Raw genomic sequence first — 17,421 nt, 5'->3', positions numbered from 1 at the left:
TTGTTCGATTACGACAACGACAACGACAACGACGCCCAGCCCCAGAAGTTGCCGCGGCTCGGCGGGTACGCGATGCGTACCCTACGGGATCGGCGTCAACACATCAGTTCTGATGCTAGACCCCGTAATCGCGAGCGAGACCGGCCAGACCGTCCGTGTAGCCGGCCCCTACGGCCTTGAACTTCCATTCGGCCTCACGGCGGTAGAGTTCGCCGAAGACCAGCGCGGTCTCGGTGGAGAAGTCCTCGCTCAGATCAAAGCGCATCAGCTCGGCACCGCTCGCCTCGTCCACCGCGCGGATGTAGGCGTTGGCCACCTGGCCGAAGTTCTGCTTGCGGGTATCGGCATCGTAGATGGTCGCCGCAAAGACGATCTTGGCCGCCTCGGCCGGCAGTTTGATGAGATCGATCTCGATCACCTCGTCGTCCCCCTCGCCGGCACCGCTGCGGTTGTCGCCGCGGTGGATCACGGCCTTCTCCGGTGTCTCCAGGTTGTTGAAGAAGACAAAGTACGGCTGGGAGAGGACCTTGCCGCTCTCGCCGACGACCGCCGCGACCGCGTCCAGGTCGAAGGCGGCGCCGTCGGTGCTGCGGGCGTCCCAGCCCAGGCCGAAGCGGATCTTGCTGATCCCCGGGGCCTCTTTGGTCAGTGAAACGTTGCCGCCCTTGGTCAGATTGACTGGCATGTGTACGATCTCCATTGGTTCGACCGCCGTGCGGTCGTGGTTGATTGAACTCAGAAAAAGGAATCTAGCCGCAAATGAACGCAAATTGACGCAAATAATCAGAGACTTGGCGTTTGCTGCATGTTCGCTGTCCGGGTGACGCCCGCGACAATGCCAACCAGCAGGTCTATTTGCGCTTATTTGCGTTCATTTGCGGCCAAATACTCTTCTTAGGTCAAATGGCCCGCCACGATCGGTCGGGCCGGGAAAAGGACGTCGGCAGCGTCTCCGCGGGTCCGCGGCCTGAGCCGTCAGACCGTGACGCCGTACTGCCGTGCCATGGGTGCCAGACCGCCGGCATAGCCCTGGCCGATGGCATTGAACTTCCATTCGGCGCCGTTGCGATAGAGTTCGGCGAATACCATCGCGGTCTCGGTCGAGTATTCCTCCCCGAGATCGAAGCGTACGACCTCGGCACCGGTGTCCTTGTTGACGAGCCGGATATAGGCGTTGCCCACCTGACCGAAGTTCTGCTTGCGGGCGTCCGCCTCATGGATGGTGACGGTGAAGACGATCTTCGCGACGTCCGCGGGCACCCGGTCGAGGTAGACATAGACTACCTCATCATCACCGTCGCCGGCCCCAGAGCGGTTGTCGCCGGTGTGCTCGACCGAGCCGCAGGCGGACTTCAACTGGTTATAGAAGATGAAATCGGTGTCACCGCGGACCTTGCCGGAGGCGGCGACCAGGAAGGCCGAGGCGTCCAGGTCGAACTCGGCACCGTCGGTCGCGCGCGGGTCCCAGCCCAGCCCCACATGGACATTCTTGAGTCCGGGCGCCGCCTTGTCCAGCGAGACCCGCCCACCCTTTTGCAGTGAAACGGCCATGATCGGTTGCTCCTCTAACGCGAATGAAGAATGTTCGACGCCGGCGCGCCGGTTTGGTTCAGCCTGTTTGCCCTACCGGCCTACTTGCTGCCGGCCTTCCACTGGAAGCCGAAACGGTAGGCCTCGTCGACCTGCTGGTGTCCGGCAAAGTACTCCACCAGTTTGGTCACGCGAATCCGTCCGCCATCGTTCTCGAGCAGCGCAATCGCGCACATGCCCTTGCCGGTCGCGTGCTCATCGAGCGCGACCACCAACTCGGGCGAACCGGGTGCCTTGAGCGTTACGACCGCGTTGGCGGCGGCCCAGTTCGGGGCGCCCTCGTAGATGTAGGCGTAGATGAGGACCCGTTTGAGATCGCCCCACCGGTCGCCGTTGATCAACAGGGTCTCGCCGGAGTCGGACTCGCCGGTGCGATCGTCCCCGAGCAGCTTCGCGAAGGGTGCCGCGTCGAGGCGACCGAAGCGCTTGCCAAGGGCCTGAATCACGTCCTTGTCGCCGCTGGCTTGCTCGACCATGCACCCCAGGTCCAGGTCGATACCGCCGCCGCTGCCCCCGAAGAACCCGCGCTTGACCTGACCGCGGGTCCAGTTGAGGTTGACGTCGATCTGCCCAAACCCCTTGGCGGGTTTCTCCAGTGAGATCGGCTCACGCTTCTTCAGGTTGATGCGCGAGGGCGCGGCGGCCGCGGTCGGGGGCGCCGCGGCGGGCGGACGCGCTGCCGGTGGTGGTGCCGGCGGCGCCGCCGCCTCGCTCACATCGACGCCATAGTTGCGGGCGAGCGGGGCCAGTCCGCCGGCGAACCCCTGACCCAAGGCACGCAGTTTCCAGGCACCGTTGCGCAGATACAGTTCCCCCATGATCAGCGCGCTTTCCGCCATGCCCCCGGTCGCGACCGGGAACTGCAGGTCGACCCCCTGACCCGTCAGGGTCAGGCGCAGCGCCCGAAACTGCGCGAAGGCGTGCAGCCCGGCCACGCCCTGATCGATGCTCAATGCGACCACGACCCGCTCGATCCCGCCCGGCAGTCGGCCGGGCTCGATCTGGAAGCTGGCGGCGACCGGATCGAGCCGCACGGCACCGGCGGGATCGCTCGGGCTGCCATAGAAGACGAAGCCGCCGTCCCCCGCCACCCGGCCCGCGGCATCGAGCAGAAAGGCGCTCACGTCCAGGCTCGCGGCCTGGTTGGGCGGGTCACAGGTCAGGGCCAGACGCAACGCGCCCGTGCCGACGGGCGCGTTCTGGCCGGATTGAAGCTCCATTGGGGTCACCTCAGAGGTAGCGGCCGATCAACGGCATCATATCGTTAAAGGTGCGGCCCGTGCCCTTCTCGCCGATCGCCTGCAGGTTCCAGGCACCGTTTTCGCGGTATAGTTTGGCCATCACCATGCCGGTGTGATCGGCCCCGTCGAGCGACAGGTCGAAGCGGGCCAGTTCCTTGTTTCCGGCGGCGTCCAACAGGCGGCAGCGGGCGTTGGGAATGCCCTCGAAGCTGTCGTTGAGGAATGAATTCACGGTGAAGATCAACACATCGACGGCGGCCGGCAGCTTGCCCAAGTCGACGCTGATCCGTTCGTTGTCGTCGCTACCGCCGCCCGCGCGGTCATCGCCGGTGTGACGGACGGCCCCACACTGACTCTGCAATTGCCGGAACCATACGTTGTCGGTCAGTACCCTGGCCGCGAACAGCAGGCAGGAGGCGTCGAGATCGACCTCGATCTGCGATGATCCAAAGAATCCCTTCTTCTTGCGCTTGCCCCATCCCAGACCCAGCACGACGCGTGCCAAGCCGGGGCCGCCGGTCTTCTCCAACGAGATCCGCTCACCCTTTGAGAGATTCAGTGCCATGATGATACCTATCCGCTATATTGGTTGATGATGAAGACTGCGCCGACCGTCAGAAAGATTCTCTCACGGAGACACGGAGACACAAAGAAAGAAATACTCAACAGACAATAATCGATAGCCGTTTCGATCTACTCTGTGTCTCTGTGAGAGGATTAAAGAGACCCGGGTTACGGCATAGTCCCGGCCAGTTGCACGAGCGCCAGGCGTCCGCCCGCCTCCCGTGACAGGAGTAATTGGAGTCCATCGCGCAGCGCCACGCGCTCGCCCACCGCGATCTCGCGCCCGGCGCTGAGATCGCGGCAATGGGGCAGTCGCTCGTTGACGAACCACCAGGCCCCGTGGTGGAACACGAAGTAGCCGACCCGCGTCTTCTGTGCCTCGGTCAGCCGTTCGTTGGGGGTCACATGGCGATTGACATGCCACTCGAACAGCGACTGATTGGTATACACCAGCAACCGCTGGTCATCCGGGCGGAAGCTGTCGCCCTGCCGGCTCGAATAGAAATTCAGGACCGGGAGCGGCCCGGGGTAGGGGGTGCCGCAGAACGGGCAATGCGGGGCCCGCCGGTTGTCGAAGACGAACCACCCCTGGGGGCAATCGCGATTGGCGCACGGCTGGATCAAGTCGGCGGTGCGCACCAACGCGAACTCCCAATCCTCGGCGCTGGGGCGGCTGCCGGGGTCGCGCAGGCCGGCGGTGAAGGCGCGCTCGAAGAGCGGTGTCAGATAGGGGCCGGTCAGCGTGTATGGCATGCGCTCGGTATCGACCCACGGCAGTTCAGTCGGGCGCGCGTCGGCGACCCGGATGCGATTGCTCAGATCCTTGGCGTGTTCGACGAACAGCGCCCGCTCGCCCATCGACAGGGTCTCGTCACGGATCGGATCCGGGTCATGGACCTTGCCGCCGCGCAGCGGATGGCGGTAGAGCAGGTACATATAGATCAGGACCGCCAGGGCGTGCCGATCCGTCGCGATGCAGGGCAGCCGGCGATCCGCGCTGTCACGGGGCAGGTGCGCCGTCATGACGACCTCCGGCGCGATGAAATCGGGGGTGCCGACGACCTCCGGCGGATACTTGCCGGGGACCACCAGCCCGTCGAGATCGATGATACAGGCGTTGCCGGTGCAGGGGTCGACCAGCACGTTCTTATACGAAAGGTCGCTATGGGCCAGGCCGGCGGCGTGCAGGCGCCGCACCGCGCGGGCGATGCGAATGCAGATGCGCAGGTAGTTGAGCCAATGGCCGCGTTCGCGCGGGTCCAGGAAGCGCGCCTGATTGTTTGCGCTCGCGAACCACTTGCCCTCCTTCTCCCGGCCCTTGATGCCGAGCATATCGTTGTTGGCGGAGCCGTGCGTGAAGAAGAAGTGCGGCGCATAGGCGGGGACCACGACCCCGACGCGCCCCTCGTACTCGACGACACCGGTAGGCCAGCAGAAGAGATCCCGCCAGTAGGCGCCGCCGATCTGGCTGAAGATGCCTTCGCGATAGTCTTCGCAGATGACCCGCAGACGCTCGCGGGCGGCGGGGCTCTGGTGCTCGCGAAAAAACCCGATCACATAGGAGCGATCCGGGGTGAAATAGACGTCCTTCATGGCCCCCGACCCGACGATGGTGTCGTCGAAGGCGACCGACTCGCCGTGCCGGGTCTTAAGCGTAATGGTCCGTGCCATGGCCTGGCTCCTGGTGCCTACCACAACACCGCAAGGGTGCGGTCGTCGTGGTTGCCGCGGCTCCAGAAGTTGAGCCAGTCGAGTGTGCGCGCATCCGCGTCGGGTGCGGCGAGCAGCGGCGCCAGCTCCGCCCACAGGGCGACCCAGGCCGCGGATTCCCGCAGGGTCGCATCCGACGGGAACCATGGGTCGCTCACCCCGTCGGTCATCAACAGCAGGGCGGTGAACCCCTTGACCAGCCGGACGTTCAGGCGCCGCATGATCTGGTCCCCGTCGGCGAACACCGAGCGGTCCAGGAACCGGGTCTGACCGGCATAGTCACCGCCTTCCGGCATCCCCAGCAACTCGACCCCGTGCCCGGTGCTGTAGAGTGCAATGGCGCCGTCGCCGACCCAATAGGTCGCCACCAGGTCGCCGGCGGGCGTATGGGTGTGGGCGGCGAGCAACAGGGTGGTCGCATAGTCACGCGGTTCGCCCCCCTGGGCCTGCGCCTTGGCCTCGATGGCCTTGGTCGCCTCGAAGGCGGCGGCACCCAAGGTGTTGTAGGCGGCGATCCGGGCCTGCCCGGGGTCGGCGTTCTCTGTGGCCAGGTCCTGGAGCCGCGGCCCCGGCTGGTCATCGAGCAGCCGTTGGCGGGCGACCTCGACGGCCGTTGCGGCGGCGATGCGCGACCCGATGCGCGAGTGCCTGGCGCTCCCCGCGCCGTCGGCGACCGCAATCAGGTTCCACCCATCGGCGGCGGTGACACAACAGGCATAATCGTCGTCGCGCAAGGCCCCGATATGGGCGTGCGAGCGTCCTCTGCGACTGGCCAGCAGGAGCTGCCGATCATGGGCGCCGGGCAGTTGTACCGCGGCGGTATCGGGCTTCCATCCCAGGGCGTCCCGGTCGGACGCCAGGTCCTTCCACAGGGCGCGCGGGTCGGCATTCACGACCAGGAGCGCGACCGCCCGGCAGATTGGCGCGCCGGGATCATCCGGGTCTTGACAGGTCACCGCCAGCCGATGCTCGCCGGGCTGCTGGGCGATCCCGGTCAAGAGTCCCGCCGCATAGGTGAGGCCGAGGGCCTCCGGGACCTCGCACCCGAGGACCTGCATGGGGCGCCCGTCGCTCGAGCGCACCTGCAGGCGCGCCTGGAAGGGCTCACCCACGCGGGCGTTGGATTCGATCTCGGCGATGATCTGGGGTGGGACCGGGGTGCTGCGCGGTCGCGGGGTGTCGGGGATGTCCCCGGGGTGTTGATCGGGGTCGATCGGCGCCGACCTGCCGATCGGGTACGCCATGGCCGACGCTTTAACGACCGCCGGCGCATCCTGGCCTGCGGCCGCGTCGGTGGCGGCCGGGGAGGGGGGTGGCGAGGCGACCAGGTCGATCAGCCCCCCGGCCGCCGCCACCGCCTGATCGTAAACCGGGCCGCTCGGCCAGCGGGTATGATCCGCGACCTGCCCGCGGAGCCAGTCGAGCAGATTCAAGGACAGGGCGGTGCGGGTCTCCAGGTCCATGGCTCAGCCCTGGCGGCGCTCGACGTCGAAGCCCTGGTCGGCACTGGGCGCGAACCGCAGATCCTCGCGGCACCAGGGACAGGTCGCCTCGCCCGGTCCGCGCAGGCACATCAGCTTGCCGCAGCCGCACAGCGCCACCGTGATCGGGTTGCCGCAGTGGGGGCACGCGGCGCCGCCCATGAGATCGGCGGTATTGGCACTGCCCCCCGCGCCGCCCGCGCCGCTCCAGCGGAAATAGTCCTCGGTCAGCGGATAACACCCGGCGATCCGGTAGCCGCTGAGGTCGATCGAAAAGGCGTCGGTTGCGATCGGCAGGGTCTCGCGGTCGTATTTGAGCAGATAGGGGCGGGCGGTGCCCTGGCAGCGCCCCACGAGCACCACGCAATCCCGGTCGCTACCGGGCACCAAGGCACCCGCCGTGCTGAGGGGCTGCATCACGTTCGGGTCCGCCTTCGCCAGGGACAGGCGCCCGCTGCCGGGCTCTCCGATCCGTTGGCTCTGCACCGACACCGATTCGGTGAGCCAGCGCACGAAGACCTCGAACCCCCCGGGGGCGGTATCGTCGAAGAGCAGGACGTGCTCGGTCAGGGAGCGCAGGGTCGCCTGATCCGCATAGCGTCCGATCGCGACGGCGACCAGGTCCGCGCGTGTTGCATAGTGGTCATGCCAGCGCGCCCGTGCCGCGGCGACCTGATCGGTCGGCTTGCCGTCGGTGAAGAGATAAACGATGGGGCGCCAGTCGCCCTTGCGGTCGCGGCCGGGTGTCGCCACCTGGCGATCGATCTCGTTCATGACGTGGTCGAGTGCCAGCCCCAGGCAGGTACCGCCGCCCATCGGCAGGACCGGGGCGCGAAAGGCGGCGAGGTCCTGGAGGTCGACCAGGGTCTCCGCGATACCGGCAAACGCAATGACCGAGAGCCAGACGGTGTCCAGGGCCTGGGGGTTGGTGCGCAAGGTGGAGACGATGGTGCCGATGCCCTCTTCCAGGCGGAACAGGTTATCGCCGGCCATGGATTCGGACACATCGAGTACCAGGAAGACGGGCAGACGCCGCATGATGTTGTCTCTAGATCGCGATGCGCAACTCGCTCGGCAACGGCGGCAGGGTGTCGCCCGCGGTGCGTCCGCTGCGCCCGCCGGCCGCGATGCTGCCGGAGACCCATTGAAAAAACTGGGCAAACAGCGAGCCGTCCAGGGTGTCGAGCGATACCACCGTGTCGGTGAGTTCGCGCAGCATATCCACCCGCGCCTTGGGTCCGGCCGCGCAGGCCACGATGCGGGCAAAGTTGCGCTGCTTGACCGCCGCCGTGGCCTCCTTGTAGGCCTGGGTATCCGAGGGCGCGCCGTCGGTCATCACAAAGACCATGGGGCGCCAGTCCCCGTGCTGGGTTTCACTGCCGCGGCGCAGGTCCCGGTCGACCCGCTGGATCAACAGATTCAGGGCGGCGCCGAGAAAGGTGGCGCCCGAACCCGGAACCTCGATCTCGGGGATGCGCACCGCATCGAGCGGGGTCAAAGGAAAGACCTCGCGCGCCTGCAGATCGAAGGTGATGAGCGACAGATAGACCGTATCCAGCGCGAAGGGGTCGCGCCGCAGGGCCTGTTCCATGGCCTTGAGCCCGACATTGAGGGCGTGGATCGGCTCCCCGCGCATCGACCCCGAGGTATCGACCAGGATATAGACGGGTAGCCGGCGCTCGCTCATCGTGTCAGACCCCGGCGACGTTGATCTGCGGGGGCGGTGGGGGCAGGTCCCCCAGGCCCCCGATGTCCTACTTGGTCGGCAGAAACTCGCTCGGCTCCAGCCCGAGTTCGTGGCAAATCCGCGTCACGGCACCACGCTCGTCCTCGTCGAAATTACCGTCGGCCGCCGCGATCACGCAGCAGGCGCGTACCAGCAGGCGGGCCTCGGCGGGCTTCGACTTGATGCCGGCGACCACCCGCAGCGCCTCGGCCTCGCCGATCTGGGGATCGAACTCGTACTTGGCGCAGTGGGCCTCGAAGCCCTTGATTACCTCGCCGGAGTCGTAGAGCGACAGGACGTCGGAACTGTTCATGAAGGCCATCATCTTGCGCTTTTCGTCCGGGCTCACGACCCCATCGGCATTCGCGATGATCGCGCAGCCGGCCGTGCAGGCGTTCATGAACGACTTGTTACGCAGGCGGGTCGCGTCATCCTTGAGGTTGGACCCCATTTCTTTCAGCTTATCCAACATACCTTGAAGCATGGGTGACACCATAGTTAACAAATGATTAACCCGGATTAATCTAATCGGGGTTCAGCGCGACGGTCAAAATAGTCCGTCCCCAGGGGCTCGTCAAGCCTGGGCGTGTGACAATTGTGTCACCTCGTCACCGTTGCAACCGTGACATCTTCGTGTATCGTCGTGCCGGCGCCGAAACCACTAGTGAGACCATCAGTCGCCCGTTGCGATCCCAACACGCCATCAACCATGTGACTGTCGGCCCGAGGGGCCCGCTCGATGCAATACGCCTTCACGATCCCCGGCGGTACCCTGCGCATCGCGACCGAACGCGAGGAGCTGCCGTTGCGGCAGTTGCTCGGCTTCGCCGCCCGCGCCAACCCGCGCCGCCCCTTCCTCTTCGTATCCAAGGTCTTGGGGCGCCATATTCCCTGCCGGCCGGCAACGATGCGTGACACCTATCGGCGCCTCGCCGCCCCGCTGCTGGATGCCCCAGGCCCGGTGTGGGTCATCGGTTTGGCGGAGACGGCGACCGGGCTTGGCGCCGGGATCGCCGACAGCCTGGCCCGCGGGAGCGGGCGCCACGACATCGGCTTCCAGCACACCACGCGGCTGCCGCTGGCCGCGGCGCCCATACTGACCTTTGAGGAGGCCCACTCCCACGCCCCGACCCATCTGCTGCATCATCCCATGCCCGCGCTGGCGGACCACTTCGGCACCGCGCGCACCCTGGTGATCGTCGATGACGAGATCTCGACCGGGCAGTCGGTGCGTCGGCTTGCCGAACAGATCCAACCCTGGATGCCCGGACTGTCTCTGATCGTGCTGGTCAGCCTGGTCAACTGGCTGGACGGCCCGACACGGGAGCGGATCGCTCGCGCCCTCGCCGCCCCGCCAGGGTCTCGCCGGATCATGTGGTGCAGCCTCCTGGACGGGCAATTCGTCTTCACGCCGACACCTGGGACCAAGCCCGCCACGCTGCCGGCCGACGTGGCGGCACGCCGGCCCGGGTGGGCGGCCCGCGCGGACCAGGGACGCCGCGGTCTGCTGATGCCGGCCGGCGGGTGGCCACCCCCGGCCCTGGCGCTCCCCCCGGCGGCCGCCTCCCGCGCCCTGGCCGTGATCGGGACCGGGGAGTGCGCCTTCGCGCCCTTTCTGGCGGCCGAGGGGCTGGAACTGGCCGGCCTGGACGTCACCTTTCAAACGACCTCCCGGTCCCCGGTCTTGCCGGGCGGCGCGGTCGGTGACTCCGTCGCCTGCCCCGATCCCTATGGCGAAGGCGTCGGTTATTACCTCCACAATCCGCCCGGGGCGCAGCGCCTCGCCATCGCACTCTACGAAGACCCGCTGGCCTGCGCGGACCCGCACCCGGGGCTGGCCTGGCTGCGTTACCCGATCCCAGAGGTCCCCCGTGGCCCGGCGGGGGCCCCATGACGCGGGCCATCACCGTCTTCACCGACCTGGACGACACCCTCTTTCAGACCGAGGCGAAGACGCGCGCCCTGACCGGCCGCCACGGCGGCAGCGGCGCGGCGGCCCTGACCCAGGCGGCCCATGACCGGGCCGGCGCGCCGCTCTCCTTTCACACCCCGGCCCAGCTTGCCCTGCTGGACCTGCTGCTCGGTTGCGAGGTCATTCCCGTGACCGGACGCAATCGCAGCGCCTTGGATCGCGTCACGAGCCCGGTCTTTCGCGACTGTCGCATCACCAGCCACGGTGCCGTCCTCTATGGTCCGGACGGTGAGGTCCTGCCGTCCTGGCGGGAGCGGTTGGCGGCCGGCACCGAAACCTTCGGACCGGCGATGCAGGCCCTGGCCGCGACGGTGGCGGCCCTGAGCGACGGCGCCGGGCTCGCGCTGCGGGTGCGCGTCATTGAGGACGCGGGGGTCCCCGTCTATGTCTCGATCAAAGGGGATGGACCGGCCCTGGAGCGGGCGGAGACCCTGGTGCGCGAGCGGGGCGGCGAGCGGTGGCGACTGCACCGCAACGGCCGCAACCTCGCCGCCTTGCCCCCCTTTGCCGACAAGCGGGCCGCGGTGGCGCACCTCATGGACCTCAAGCGGGCGCTCGATCCGACGCGGACCTTCCTGGGGATCGGCGACAGTGTCTCGGACCTGGGCTTCATGACCCTCTGCGACTTCGCCATGGTGCCGTGCCGCACCCAAATCCATGATGCGTGCTGGCCATGACCCCGGGCCGCGCTGAGACTCTCGCGTGCGCCCCGTTCAGCGGCAGCTATGCGCCCGCGGATTGCGAGTTCCTGCTCAAGCCGATCCGGCTCGCGCCCACCCCGGTGGCCCTGAAGGAACGGATGATCCAAGGCGCCACCCGCCACTACTCGGAGATGTTGGCCCCCGAGTCACTGCCGCCGCCTGCCTACCTGGCGCTGTTTCGCGCCCTCACCCAGGCCCACGCCGAGCGCCTGGGCCGCGAGATCCTCTCGCTGGCCGCCTACATCGCCCGCACCCGCGTCGCCCCGCTCACGGTGGTCTCGCTCGCCCGGGCCGGGACCCCGATCGGCGCCCTGCTGACCCGGGCCCTGGGCGCGCGCCTGGGCATCGCGGCCCGCCATTACTCGATCTCGATCATCCGCGACCGCGGGATCGACACCAACGCCCTGCGCTATCTGCTGCGGGTCGCCGCCCGCCCGGCCGCCGGCCTGGTGTTCGTCGACGGCTGGACCGCCAAAGGGGTCATCACCCAGGAGCTCAAGGCCGCCGTGGCGCGGTGGAACCGCACCGAGCCCGAGCACCTGGACGATCGGCTCTATGTCCTCTGCGACCTGGGCGGGGCGGCCGACGTGGCGGCCGGCTACGACGATTATGCGATTCCATCCGGTATCCTGAACGCGACCGTCTCCGGACTGGTGTCGCGCTCGGTGCTGAACCACCAGCTCGGGGCGGGCGATTTCCATGGCTGTGTCTTCTACGACCAGTTCGCGGCGGCGGACCACTCGACCTGGTTCCTCGACCAGATCGCCGCGACCTTCGATGCGGCTAAAATCCAGGAAATCACGCTCGAGGCGCGGGCGGCGCGGGGCCGCCAGACGAGGGAATGGCTGCACGCCTGCATGGGGCGCAACGGCATCGCCGATCAGAACCTGATCAAGCCCGGGGTCGCCGAGGCGACCCGGGTGCTCTTGCGCCGGGTCCCGGAACGACTGCTGCTGCGCGATCCTGGCGACGCCGAGGTGCGCCACCTGATCGAACTGGCAGAGACGCGCGGGGTGCCCATCAGCGTCGAGCCGACGATGCCGTTGCGGGCCGCCGCCATCATCCATTCACACGGTGACGCCACTGGCCGCACCGCTTCCGCCAGGAGCAACGAACCATGAATCGTGCCTTAGTCCCCAGGGCCGCGCCCGAGGGCCGCGACGCCCAACCGTCCTATCTCCGACTCGGGGCCTCGCTCTACATGCCGGCCACCCGGGCGGACCTGCCGGCACTGCTCAACGGACACAAACTGTTCGGTCTGCGCTCACTCGTGGTCTGTACCGAGGACGCCGTGCACGCCCGCGACCTGGGGCGCGCCCTGGCCAACCTGCGCGAGGCACTGCCCCAACTGACGTCACAGGGACCCCTGCGCTTTCTGCGGCCCCGTAACCCGGAGATCCTGGCCGAGATGGTCGCGATGCAAGGCATCGAGCGGATGGATGGGGTGTGCCTCCCCAAGGTCGACGAGCACAACCTGGGCGACTATCTGGAGGCCCTCGCCCCGGCCGGGCACCTCGCGATCATGCCGATCGTGGAAACCGAGGTCGCCTTCTGCCGCGACCGCCTGCGTCGGCTGCGGGTGCGACTGGACGCCGACCGGGAGCGCGTGGTCTGCGTACGCATCGGCGGCAACGACCTGCTCCACCTGCTCGGCATCCGGCGACCCAAGGACCTGACCGCATACGACACGCCCCTGCGGCGGGTGATCGATGACCTGATCATCGAGTTTCGCGGGCATGGTTACGACCTGTCGGCGCCGGTCTTCGAGCACCTGGATCGCCCCCAGGTGCTGGCCCGTGAGCTGGAATTGGACCTGGTCCACGGGTTGATCGCGAAAACGGCGATCCACCCGACGCAGGTCGGCCCGATCGAGGCCGCCTATGCGGTGCCGCCGGGAGAGACCGCGCTGGCGCGCGCCGTCCTCGCGCCGGAGGCGGTCGGCGTGTTTCGTCTGAACGGCCAGATGGCCGAGCCGACCACCCACAGCCGCTGGGCGGCACGCACGCTCGCCCGGTTCGGTGCCTATGGGCTGCGGCCAACCACGGGGGACGTTTGAGCCTGGTGCCGGGAAACGCCGCCCGCTCCGCAGGGCGCGGGAGGCGCTGATTGCCTGGTTCCCGCCGCGCCCCTTCAGAAGCCGGCTCAGCGGTCCTTCAGCTCGGCGATGCGGTCCTCATAGGCGCCGGCGATGCAGCCGCGCGCATCGCTGGACTTCCAGCAGTCATCGCGTCCCTTGACCCAGCCCCGCTGCTCGGCCTTGAGCACCCGCTGCTCCCGCGCCGGGGTGTTCTTGAGCACCAGGGCATAGAGTTGGCTCAGGCTCCGGTCGAGGCTGGCCAGTTCGGCATCCTTGCAGATGAGTTTCTCCGCCTCGTGGGTGGCCTTGGCACAGTTGAAGCTTGGGCTCGCGGCGAGCGCGGACTGGCCGGTGAAGACGGCCGCGACGAGGACGGGAACGAGCGTCAGACGCATGGTGGCACTCCTGGTTGCTTACATTGGTTGGGGTTGGAGAGTATGCCGATCTTGAACTGCGGCGAGTACTTGATCAACTCCTCCAGATGCCGGCCCGCCGCGGCGCCGACCGGAACCGCCGGTTCCGGTCAGCGCAGTGCCCCCTGCATCGGGTGATCATGGACGGCGGTCAACAGGCCGTGATCGCCAACCGATGAATGGTCCCAGTGGGAGCGGCCTCAGCCGCGACGAGGCCGCGGCAGCTTGCGTGATCGCGTCGCGGCTGAAGCCGCTCCCACCGGGTTCCTGTGGCTTCAGCGGGTCCAGAAAGGGGCCGGCCATCGCCTCGCCGGAGTCCAACCCGAGATTGATGCAAGCGACCCAGGTGCGCTCGCGCTCGGCCAGGACGGCTATCGTCGCCCGGCGGCAATCGCACCCCGGGTCGTCGCAGTCCAGTTCGACAAAGGCGCACAGGCCCGCCGGCAGTGGCGAGCCGCCGGCGGGCGCGAAGGTCGCGGTGCGCAACTCCGAGGCCGCGAGCTTCGGGAAGACGTCGCGAGCGGGCGCGCCTGGCCGGGCTCATGGACTATCCCGGTTTCGACCTCCGGTCGGAGCGCCCGGGGGAGGAGCGCGGCATTGATGTCAAGGGTCGGGTCGGCACCGACGCGATCGAGTCGACCGCCGACGAGTGGGCGCGCGCCTGCAACCTGCGCGGCCGCTACTGGCTCTCTGCCGTCTTCGACTGCGGCAGCGCCCGGCCGCAGCTCTTTCGCGTCCAGGACCCCTTCGGCCAACTCCTCGCCCGCGCCCAAGCCGGTGTCCTGATCAACAATGGCGGCATCGTTCGCTGTGCCGACAGTGGGTGAGAGGAGTCGGGGCGTCCCGCCCCGACACCATCGTCGCCGGGGTGTGGCGCCCCGCTGCGTGCGCCCACCCATGTCACGCCCCTTCAGGGCTAAACAGGGTTCTACGGATGACCCAGGGCGTTGCCCTGGGCTGGTATGTCGCGCCCCTTCGGGGCTGAGGGCTCGTTTCCGCCATGGGCATCGGATCAGCCGGGATTCGATGCCAACCAGGGGCCATCTTGACCCCAACGGGGTCACACATACCAGCCCAGGGCAACGCCCTGGGGGTGCGGATTAGAGTCTCCAGCCCTGAAAGGGCGTGACATAGGGCCGCGCCCGGAACGGCCGGGTCCTGAGTCTCCGGACACGAAACGACAGACCATTTTGTTGATGTCGACGAAATGGTCGATGCGAACACAGCGCTGCGGCTCCTTGCCGGCCGCCGGACAGGGTGCTAACGTGCCGAAGATAATAGTGAAGACCTGAGACAGCCATGGTTCCAACATCACACTCAGCAGCAGTCAAAGTGGTCGGTGCCAAGGGCCAGATCTCGCTCGGCAGGCAGTACGCGGGCCGCCAGGTGCTGGTCGAGGAGCAGGAGCCCGGCGTCTGGCTGGTGCGCACCGTCTCGGTCATACCGGACAATGAACGCTGGCTGCATCAGCCGCAAGCCGCGGCAGACCTGGAGTGGGCCTTGGCCTGGGCCGCGGCCAATCCGCCGGACGATGCCAATATCGAGCAGTTGCTGAAAGAGTTCCAAAAGCGCTAGGTCAAGCTAGCCCTGGAAGTGGTAAGTCCCGAAATACTCATAAGGGAGATGGCATGAATACCGTAACAAGATCTCAGAACGAAGGTACCGTAAAGAGGGGTCAGATCGAAAGCGCTAAGGTCCTTGTTCGTGATGTTTTTTCGCGATTCTGGTTCTTGATTCCATACTATCAACGAGCCTACGTCTGGGGTAGGGACGAGATCTCTGAACTGATCGACGACGTGAGCTATGCGGCTGAACATAGCCCGGAGGGACAATATTTTCTCGGCTCGATGTCTGGACGATGCCTTCCGGCTGTTTACCATCCTCAACGACAGGGGGATTCCGCTTTCCAACAGCGACATTCTCAAGGCAAAGAACCTCGGCGAGATCAGCAGCGACAAGGAGTGCAGCAAATGGGCTACCTACTGGGAGGAAGTGGAAGGTGAGCTTGGGCGCGACGAATTTGATCGCTTCCTCTCGCTCGTCCGTACGATCTACGTTAAAGATAAAGCTCGCGAAGGGCTACTCAAGGAGTTCGATGAACGTATCTACGGTGCCAAGCCTCGGCCATTGCTTGCGCTTGGAACTGCGACTTTTGAGGCAGTGAAGGCGTACAAGGATGCCTTTGATACGTCGATCTTGTTCGATAATTTGCCCGTTAGTGTCGGCAATGCCTACCGTAATCGCATCAATGTGATGCGCCGTGGGTTACCTTCGACGGACTGGGTGCCGCCGGTGCTGGCCTGGTATCGCAAGTTCGGCGTGACGAAGCTGCTGGAGTTCGTGGAGCGTGTCGACAATAAATTTTCCGCCGACTGGATCATGCAGCTCACGCCCTCTGACACGAGTCAATGGGTTCGGAAGTTCACCCAATCGGAGCGTGAAATCTGGCGACACCGGTTGGGTAACCTCATGCTCCTGTCGCGCCGCAAGAATGCATCCTTGGGTAACCTTGATTTTGCGGCAAAGAAAACCCGTTACTTTGAAAGTCGGGTAGAGAGCCTTCCGAACTCGCAAAGAGTATTGATACTTAACCGCTTTGCATCGGCGGAATTGCAGGCGCGTCATCAAGACTTAATCGGGCGCCTTCAGTTATCCTACTAATTGCCTTGGCGTAGGCCCTTGCCTCTGGCTGGTCTGCCGCAAGCGCGAGCCCGACATCAAACCCGGCCGGGACAACCAGGTCTTGAAGGACATGCAGACCAGCGTCACGCTGCGCCTGCGCGCCTTCTGGGACGCGGGCATCCGCGGGCCGGACTTCGTGTGGGCGGCCACCGGGCCAGCCCTGGAGTCCTACTCGGGCTGCTGGAGCGCACCCTGGCCTCCGCCCCCTGGCCCTGTGATCTGGGCGGTGCGCCGGGGGTGCGGCTGCGGGTGGCCCCGCAGTCCGTCACGCTGCCTCCGCAGATCGCCAATCCCGGCGGCCTCAGGCGGGCGGTGGCCGCGCTGGAGACCCATGAGGTCGTAGACCTGGCCGAGGCGATGGATGATCTGATCAAGGCCGCCGTGGGCCATACCCTGCGCCTGTCCATGACGGTGGAGTTGGACCGGGCGGGCGGGGTCTCGGAAGAGGCCCTGGCCGGGGTCGACGCGGTCTTGGGGAGGGTCAAGGCGGGGTGGGTGTTGCGCTAGCCTGGCTCGCCCCGTGCGAAGTCATCTATGACGCCGCAACCTTCAAATAGGGGCGTAGCGCTAACGGAAACAACGGATCCTTGGTAATATCCAGAGTCGCCGGCTTGCCTCTGATCTTACCGTAATGTGAATTCAGGCCGGCGATACATAACATGCTGCCGGAAACGGGTCCGGAGATCCCCCCGGTGCCGGCGGCCACCGGGCTGACCACGCCATCTTGTACCAAGGGTATCGCAGGGTTTTTTTGCGAGGCGATTTTCTGGTATTGCTTGATGTACTTGATTGTTTGCGGACCGCACATCCCGTCCATTGCCAGCGGTTGTTCACCCGGCGGCACATACTCGGCACTGCCTTCTCCGCATTCGGCCCGCACCCTCAGCAGAAACTGTACCAGCAACACATCGTCACGTTGATTTGGGGAGCCGACACCCACCGGACGTTCCACTGAATAAAAAAGGTGGCTGCGCGGGTTGTCATCGATCAGATACACTCGGGCCATCGGTTTCTCCACTGGGATTGGTGGTGGTCACGCCCTGCGCGGCGGACATTCACAGCGTCGCTGACGAAGACAGCTTACCCCAAGCGTCCTGCGAATGACAGGCGCGGTGGGCCTTGGTCATAACTGTGCGACACGAAGTCGCGTAAGTAATTGTTCTACTGGAAGTCTCTATATGGCGACCTGATGGAACCGACGGTTTCTCCCGTCGTAGCCTAGGAGCACATGCGAGACTGGTAACGGTCCGGTGTGAAGCTGCTC

Annotated in this window: 20 protein-coding genes and 1 pseudogene; 9 read left to right on the top strand and 12 right to left on the bottom strand. The window is 66.3% G+C overall.

Going from position 1 to position 17,421, the window contains the following annotated elements; translation table 11 throughout:
• Nucleotides 1-115 precede the first annotated feature (115 nt).
• The 9 genes from QZY48_RS29265 to QZY48_RS29225 form a co-directional block, all read right to left on the bottom strand.
• Complete coding sequence (locus QZY48_RS29265) at nucleotides 116-685, bottom strand: TerD family protein (protein ID WP_295437293.1); 570 nt, start codon at nucleotides 683-685, stop codon at nucleotides 116-118.
• A gap of 290 nt (nucleotides 686-975) precedes the next feature.
• The gene (locus QZY48_RS29260) at nucleotides 976-1,551 is read right to left on the bottom strand and encodes a TerD family protein (protein ID WP_295437291.1); all 576 of its coding nucleotides are present in this window, start codon (nucleotides 1,549-1,551) and stop codon (nucleotides 976-978) included.
• Nucleotides 1,552-1,631: 80 nt separating this feature from the next.
• Nucleotides 1,632-2,810, bottom strand: coding sequence for a TerD family protein (locus QZY48_RS29255; protein ID WP_295437289.1), 1,179 nt, complete (start codon nucleotides 2,808-2,810; stop codon nucleotides 1,632-1,634).
• A gap of 10 nt (nucleotides 2,811-2,820) precedes the next feature.
• The gene (locus QZY48_RS29250) at nucleotides 2,821-3,396 is read right to left on the bottom strand and encodes a TerD family protein (RefSeq protein ID WP_295437287.1); all 576 of its coding nucleotides are present in this window, start codon (nucleotides 3,394-3,396) and stop codon (nucleotides 2,821-2,823) included.
• 167 nt (nucleotides 3,397-3,563) lie between these two features.
• Nucleotides 3,564-5,066, bottom strand: coding sequence for a lipopolysaccharide kinase InaA family protein (locus QZY48_RS29245; RefSeq protein WP_295437285.1), 1,503 nt, complete (start codon nucleotides 5,064-5,066; stop codon nucleotides 3,564-3,566).
• 17 nt (nucleotides 5,067-5,083) lie between these two features.
• Nucleotides 5,084-6,568 (bottom strand): PP2C family serine/threonine-protein phosphatase, encoded by a 1,485-nt coding sequence (locus QZY48_RS29240; protein ID WP_295437284.1) that lies wholly within the window; start codon nucleotides 6,566-6,568, stop codon nucleotides 5,084-5,086.
• 3 nt (nucleotides 6,569-6,571) lie between these two features.
• Nucleotides 6,572-7,624: a TerY-C metal binding domain-containing protein gene (locus tag QZY48_RS29235; protein ID WP_295437282.1), complete on the bottom strand. Its 1,053-nt coding sequence runs from the start codon at nucleotides 7,622-7,624 to the stop codon at nucleotides 6,572-6,574.
• A gap of 10 nt (nucleotides 7,625-7,634) precedes the next feature.
• Nucleotides 7,635-8,273 carry a VWA domain-containing protein gene (locus tag QZY48_RS29230; protein WP_295437280.1) on the bottom strand — a complete coding sequence of 213 codons (639 nt, stop codon included), beginning with the start codon at nucleotides 8,271-8,273 and terminating at the stop codon, nucleotides 7,635-7,637.
• 67 nt (nucleotides 8,274-8,340) lie between these two features.
• Nucleotides 8,341-8,796 carry a tellurite resistance TerB family protein gene (locus QZY48_RS29225; protein ID WP_295437278.1) on the bottom strand — a complete coding sequence of 152 codons (456 nt, stop codon included), beginning with the start codon at nucleotides 8,794-8,796 and terminating at the stop codon, nucleotides 8,341-8,343.
• 255 nt (nucleotides 8,797-9,051) lie between these two features.
• On the opposite strand from QZY48_RS29225, the gene QZY48_RS29220 reads away from it, so the two are divergent.
• The 4 genes from QZY48_RS29220 to QZY48_RS29205 are packed head-to-tail and all read left to right on the top strand — an operon-like array spanning nucleotide 9,052 to nucleotide 13,041.
• A complete protein-coding gene (locus tag QZY48_RS29220; RefSeq protein ID WP_295437276.1) occupies nucleotides 9,052-10,206 on the top strand; it encodes a phosphoribosyltransferase domain-containing protein in 1,155 nt (384 codons plus the stop codon).
• The gene (locus QZY48_RS29215) at nucleotides 10,203-10,961 is read left to right on the top strand and encodes a hypothetical protein (RefSeq protein WP_295437274.1); all 759 of its coding nucleotides are present in this window, start codon (nucleotides 10,203-10,205) and stop codon (nucleotides 10,959-10,961) included. The genes QZY48_RS29220 and QZY48_RS29215 overlap by 4 nt, the downstream gene beginning before the upstream one ends.
• A complete protein-coding gene (locus QZY48_RS29210; RefSeq protein WP_295437272.1) occupies nucleotides 10,958-12,106 on the top strand; it encodes a cysteine protease StiP family protein in 1,149 nt (382 codons plus the stop codon). The genes QZY48_RS29215 and QZY48_RS29210 overlap by 4 nt, the downstream gene beginning before the upstream one ends.
• The gene (locus tag QZY48_RS29205) at nucleotides 12,103-13,041 is read left to right on the top strand and encodes an HpcH/HpaI aldolase/citrate lyase family protein (protein ID WP_295437271.1); all 939 of its coding nucleotides are present in this window, start codon (nucleotides 12,103-12,105) and stop codon (nucleotides 13,039-13,041) included. The genes QZY48_RS29210 and QZY48_RS29205 overlap by 4 nt, the downstream gene beginning before the upstream one ends.
• Nucleotides 13,042-13,127: 86 nt before the next feature.
• Here QZY48_RS29205 and QZY48_RS29200 read toward each other — a convergent pair whose 3' ends face one another.
• Both QZY48_RS29200 and QZY48_RS29195 read right to left on the bottom strand, forming a co-directional pair.
• Nucleotides 13,128-13,457, bottom strand: coding sequence for a lysozyme inhibitor LprI family protein (locus QZY48_RS29200; protein ID WP_295437270.1), 330 nt, complete (start codon nucleotides 13,455-13,457; stop codon nucleotides 13,128-13,130).
• Between the two features lie 156 nt (nucleotides 13,458-13,613).
• Entirely contained in the window at nucleotides 13,614-13,961 is a 348-nt protein-coding gene (locus QZY48_RS29195) for a hypothetical protein (protein WP_295437269.1), read from the bottom strand.
• A gap of 56 nt (nucleotides 13,962-14,017) precedes the next feature.
• Between QZY48_RS29195 and QZY48_RS29190 the strand changes: the two genes are divergently transcribed.
• The 5 genes and pseudogenes from QZY48_RS29190 (at nucleotide 14,018) to QZY48_RS29175 (ending at nucleotide 16,664) form a co-directional block, all read left to right on the top strand.
• Nucleotides 14,018-14,302, top strand: a complete 285-nt coding sequence (locus QZY48_RS29190) for a DUF3883 domain-containing protein (RefSeq protein WP_295437267.1) — start codon at nucleotides 14,018-14,020, stop codon at nucleotides 14,300-14,302.
• Between the two features lie 505 nt (nucleotides 14,303-14,807).
• Complete coding sequence (locus QZY48_RS29185; RefSeq protein WP_295437266.1) at nucleotides 14,808-15,050, top strand: hypothetical protein; 243 nt, start codon at nucleotides 14,808-14,810, stop codon at nucleotides 15,048-15,050.
• A gap of 53 nt (nucleotides 15,051-15,103) precedes the next feature.
• Nucleotides 15,104-15,265: pseudogene (locus QZY48_RS35125) on the top strand (hypothetical protein); the annotation flags it as partial.
• A gap of 13 nt (nucleotides 15,266-15,278) precedes the next feature.
• A complete protein-coding gene (locus QZY48_RS29180) occupies nucleotides 15,279-16,136 on the top strand; it encodes an HNH endonuclease family protein (RefSeq protein WP_295437264.1) in 858 nt (285 codons plus the stop codon).
• A gap of 159 nt (nucleotides 16,137-16,295) precedes the next feature.
• Nucleotides 16,296-16,664, top strand: a complete 369-nt coding sequence (locus QZY48_RS29175) for a hypothetical protein (RefSeq protein ID WP_295437262.1) — start codon at nucleotides 16,296-16,298, stop codon at nucleotides 16,662-16,664.
• A 25-nt stretch (nucleotides 16,665-16,689) separates the two neighbouring features.
• Here the strand turns inward: QZY48_RS29175 and QZY48_RS29170 are convergent, their stop codons facing one another.
• On the bottom strand, nucleotides 16,690-17,154 hold the full coding sequence (locus tag QZY48_RS29170; RefSeq protein ID WP_295437260.1) for a hypothetical protein: 465 nt from the start codon (nucleotides 17,152-17,154) through the stop codon (nucleotides 16,690-16,692).
• Nucleotides 17,155-17,421: the final 267 nt, after the last annotated feature.

The sequence above is a fragment of the uncultured Thiodictyon sp. genome (genome assembly GCF_903828115.1).
Classification (GTDB): domain Bacteria; phylum Pseudomonadota; class Gammaproteobacteria; order Chromatiales; family Chromatiaceae; genus Thiodictyon.
The sequence above is the reverse complement of the archived record's forward strand: the minus strand, read 5'-3'. Positions and strand labels throughout refer to the sequence as shown.

What these genes read in the sequence shown, in the direction of transcription:
- QZY48_RS29265 (WP_295437293.1), bottom strand. Translation starts at nt 685, where the DNA reads ATGCCAGTCAATCTGACCAAGGGCGGCAACGTTTCACTGACCAAAGAG.
- QZY48_RS29260 (WP_295437291.1), bottom strand. Translation starts at nt 1,551, where the DNA reads ATGGCCGTTTCACTGCAAAAGGGTGGGCGGGTCTCGCTGGACAAGGCG.
- QZY48_RS29255 (WP_295437289.1), bottom strand. Translation starts at nt 2,810, where the DNA reads ATGGAGCTTCAATCCGGCCAGAACGCGCCCGTCGGCACGGGCGCGTTG.
- QZY48_RS29250 (WP_295437287.1), bottom strand. Translation starts at nt 3,396, where the DNA reads ATGGCACTGAATCTCTCAAAGGGTGAGCGGATCTCGTTGGAGAAGACC.
- QZY48_RS29245 (WP_295437285.1), bottom strand. Translation starts at nt 5,066, where the DNA reads ATGGCACGGACCATTACGCTTAAGACCCGGCACGGCGAGTCGGTCGCC.
- QZY48_RS29240 (WP_295437284.1), bottom strand. Translation starts at nt 6,568, where the DNA reads ATGGACCTGGAGACCCGCACCGCCCTGTCCTTGAATCTGCTCGACTGG.
- QZY48_RS29235 (WP_295437282.1), bottom strand. Translation starts at nt 7,624, where the DNA reads ATGCGGCGTCTGCCCGTCTTCCTGGTACTCGATGTGTCCGAATCCATG.
- QZY48_RS29230 (WP_295437280.1), bottom strand. Translation starts at nt 8,273, where the DNA reads ATGAGCGAGCGCCGGCTACCCGTCTATATCCTGGTCGATACCTCGGGG.
- QZY48_RS29225 (WP_295437278.1), bottom strand. Translation starts at nt 8,796, where the DNA reads ATGCTTCAAGGTATGTTGGATAAGCTGAAAGAAATGGGGTCCAACCTC.
- QZY48_RS29220 (WP_295437276.1), top strand. Translation starts at nt 9,052, where the DNA reads ATGCAATACGCCTTCACGATCCCCGGCGGTACCCTGCGCATCGCGACC.
- QZY48_RS29215 (WP_295437274.1), top strand. Translation starts at nt 10,203, where the DNA reads ATGACGCGGGCCATCACCGTCTTCACCGACCTGGACGACACCCTCTTT.
- QZY48_RS29210 (WP_295437272.1), top strand. Translation starts at nt 10,958, where the DNA reads ATGACCCCGGGCCGCGCTGAGACTCTCGCGTGCGCCCCGTTCAGCGGC.
- QZY48_RS29205 (WP_295437271.1), top strand. Translation starts at nt 12,103, where the DNA reads ATGAATCGTGCCTTAGTCCCCAGGGCCGCGCCCGAGGGCCGCGACGCC.
- QZY48_RS29200 (WP_295437270.1), bottom strand. Translation starts at nt 13,457, where the DNA reads ATGCGTCTGACGCTCGTTCCCGTCCTCGTCGCGGCCGTCTTCACCGGC.
- QZY48_RS29190 (WP_295437267.1), top strand. Translation starts at nt 14,018, where the DNA reads ATGGACTATCCCGGTTTCGACCTCCGGTCGGAGCGCCCGGGGGAGGAG.
- QZY48_RS29180 (WP_295437264.1), top strand. Translation starts at nt 15,279, where the DNA reads ATGCGGCTGAACATAGCCCGGAGGGACAATATTTTCTCGGCTCGATGT.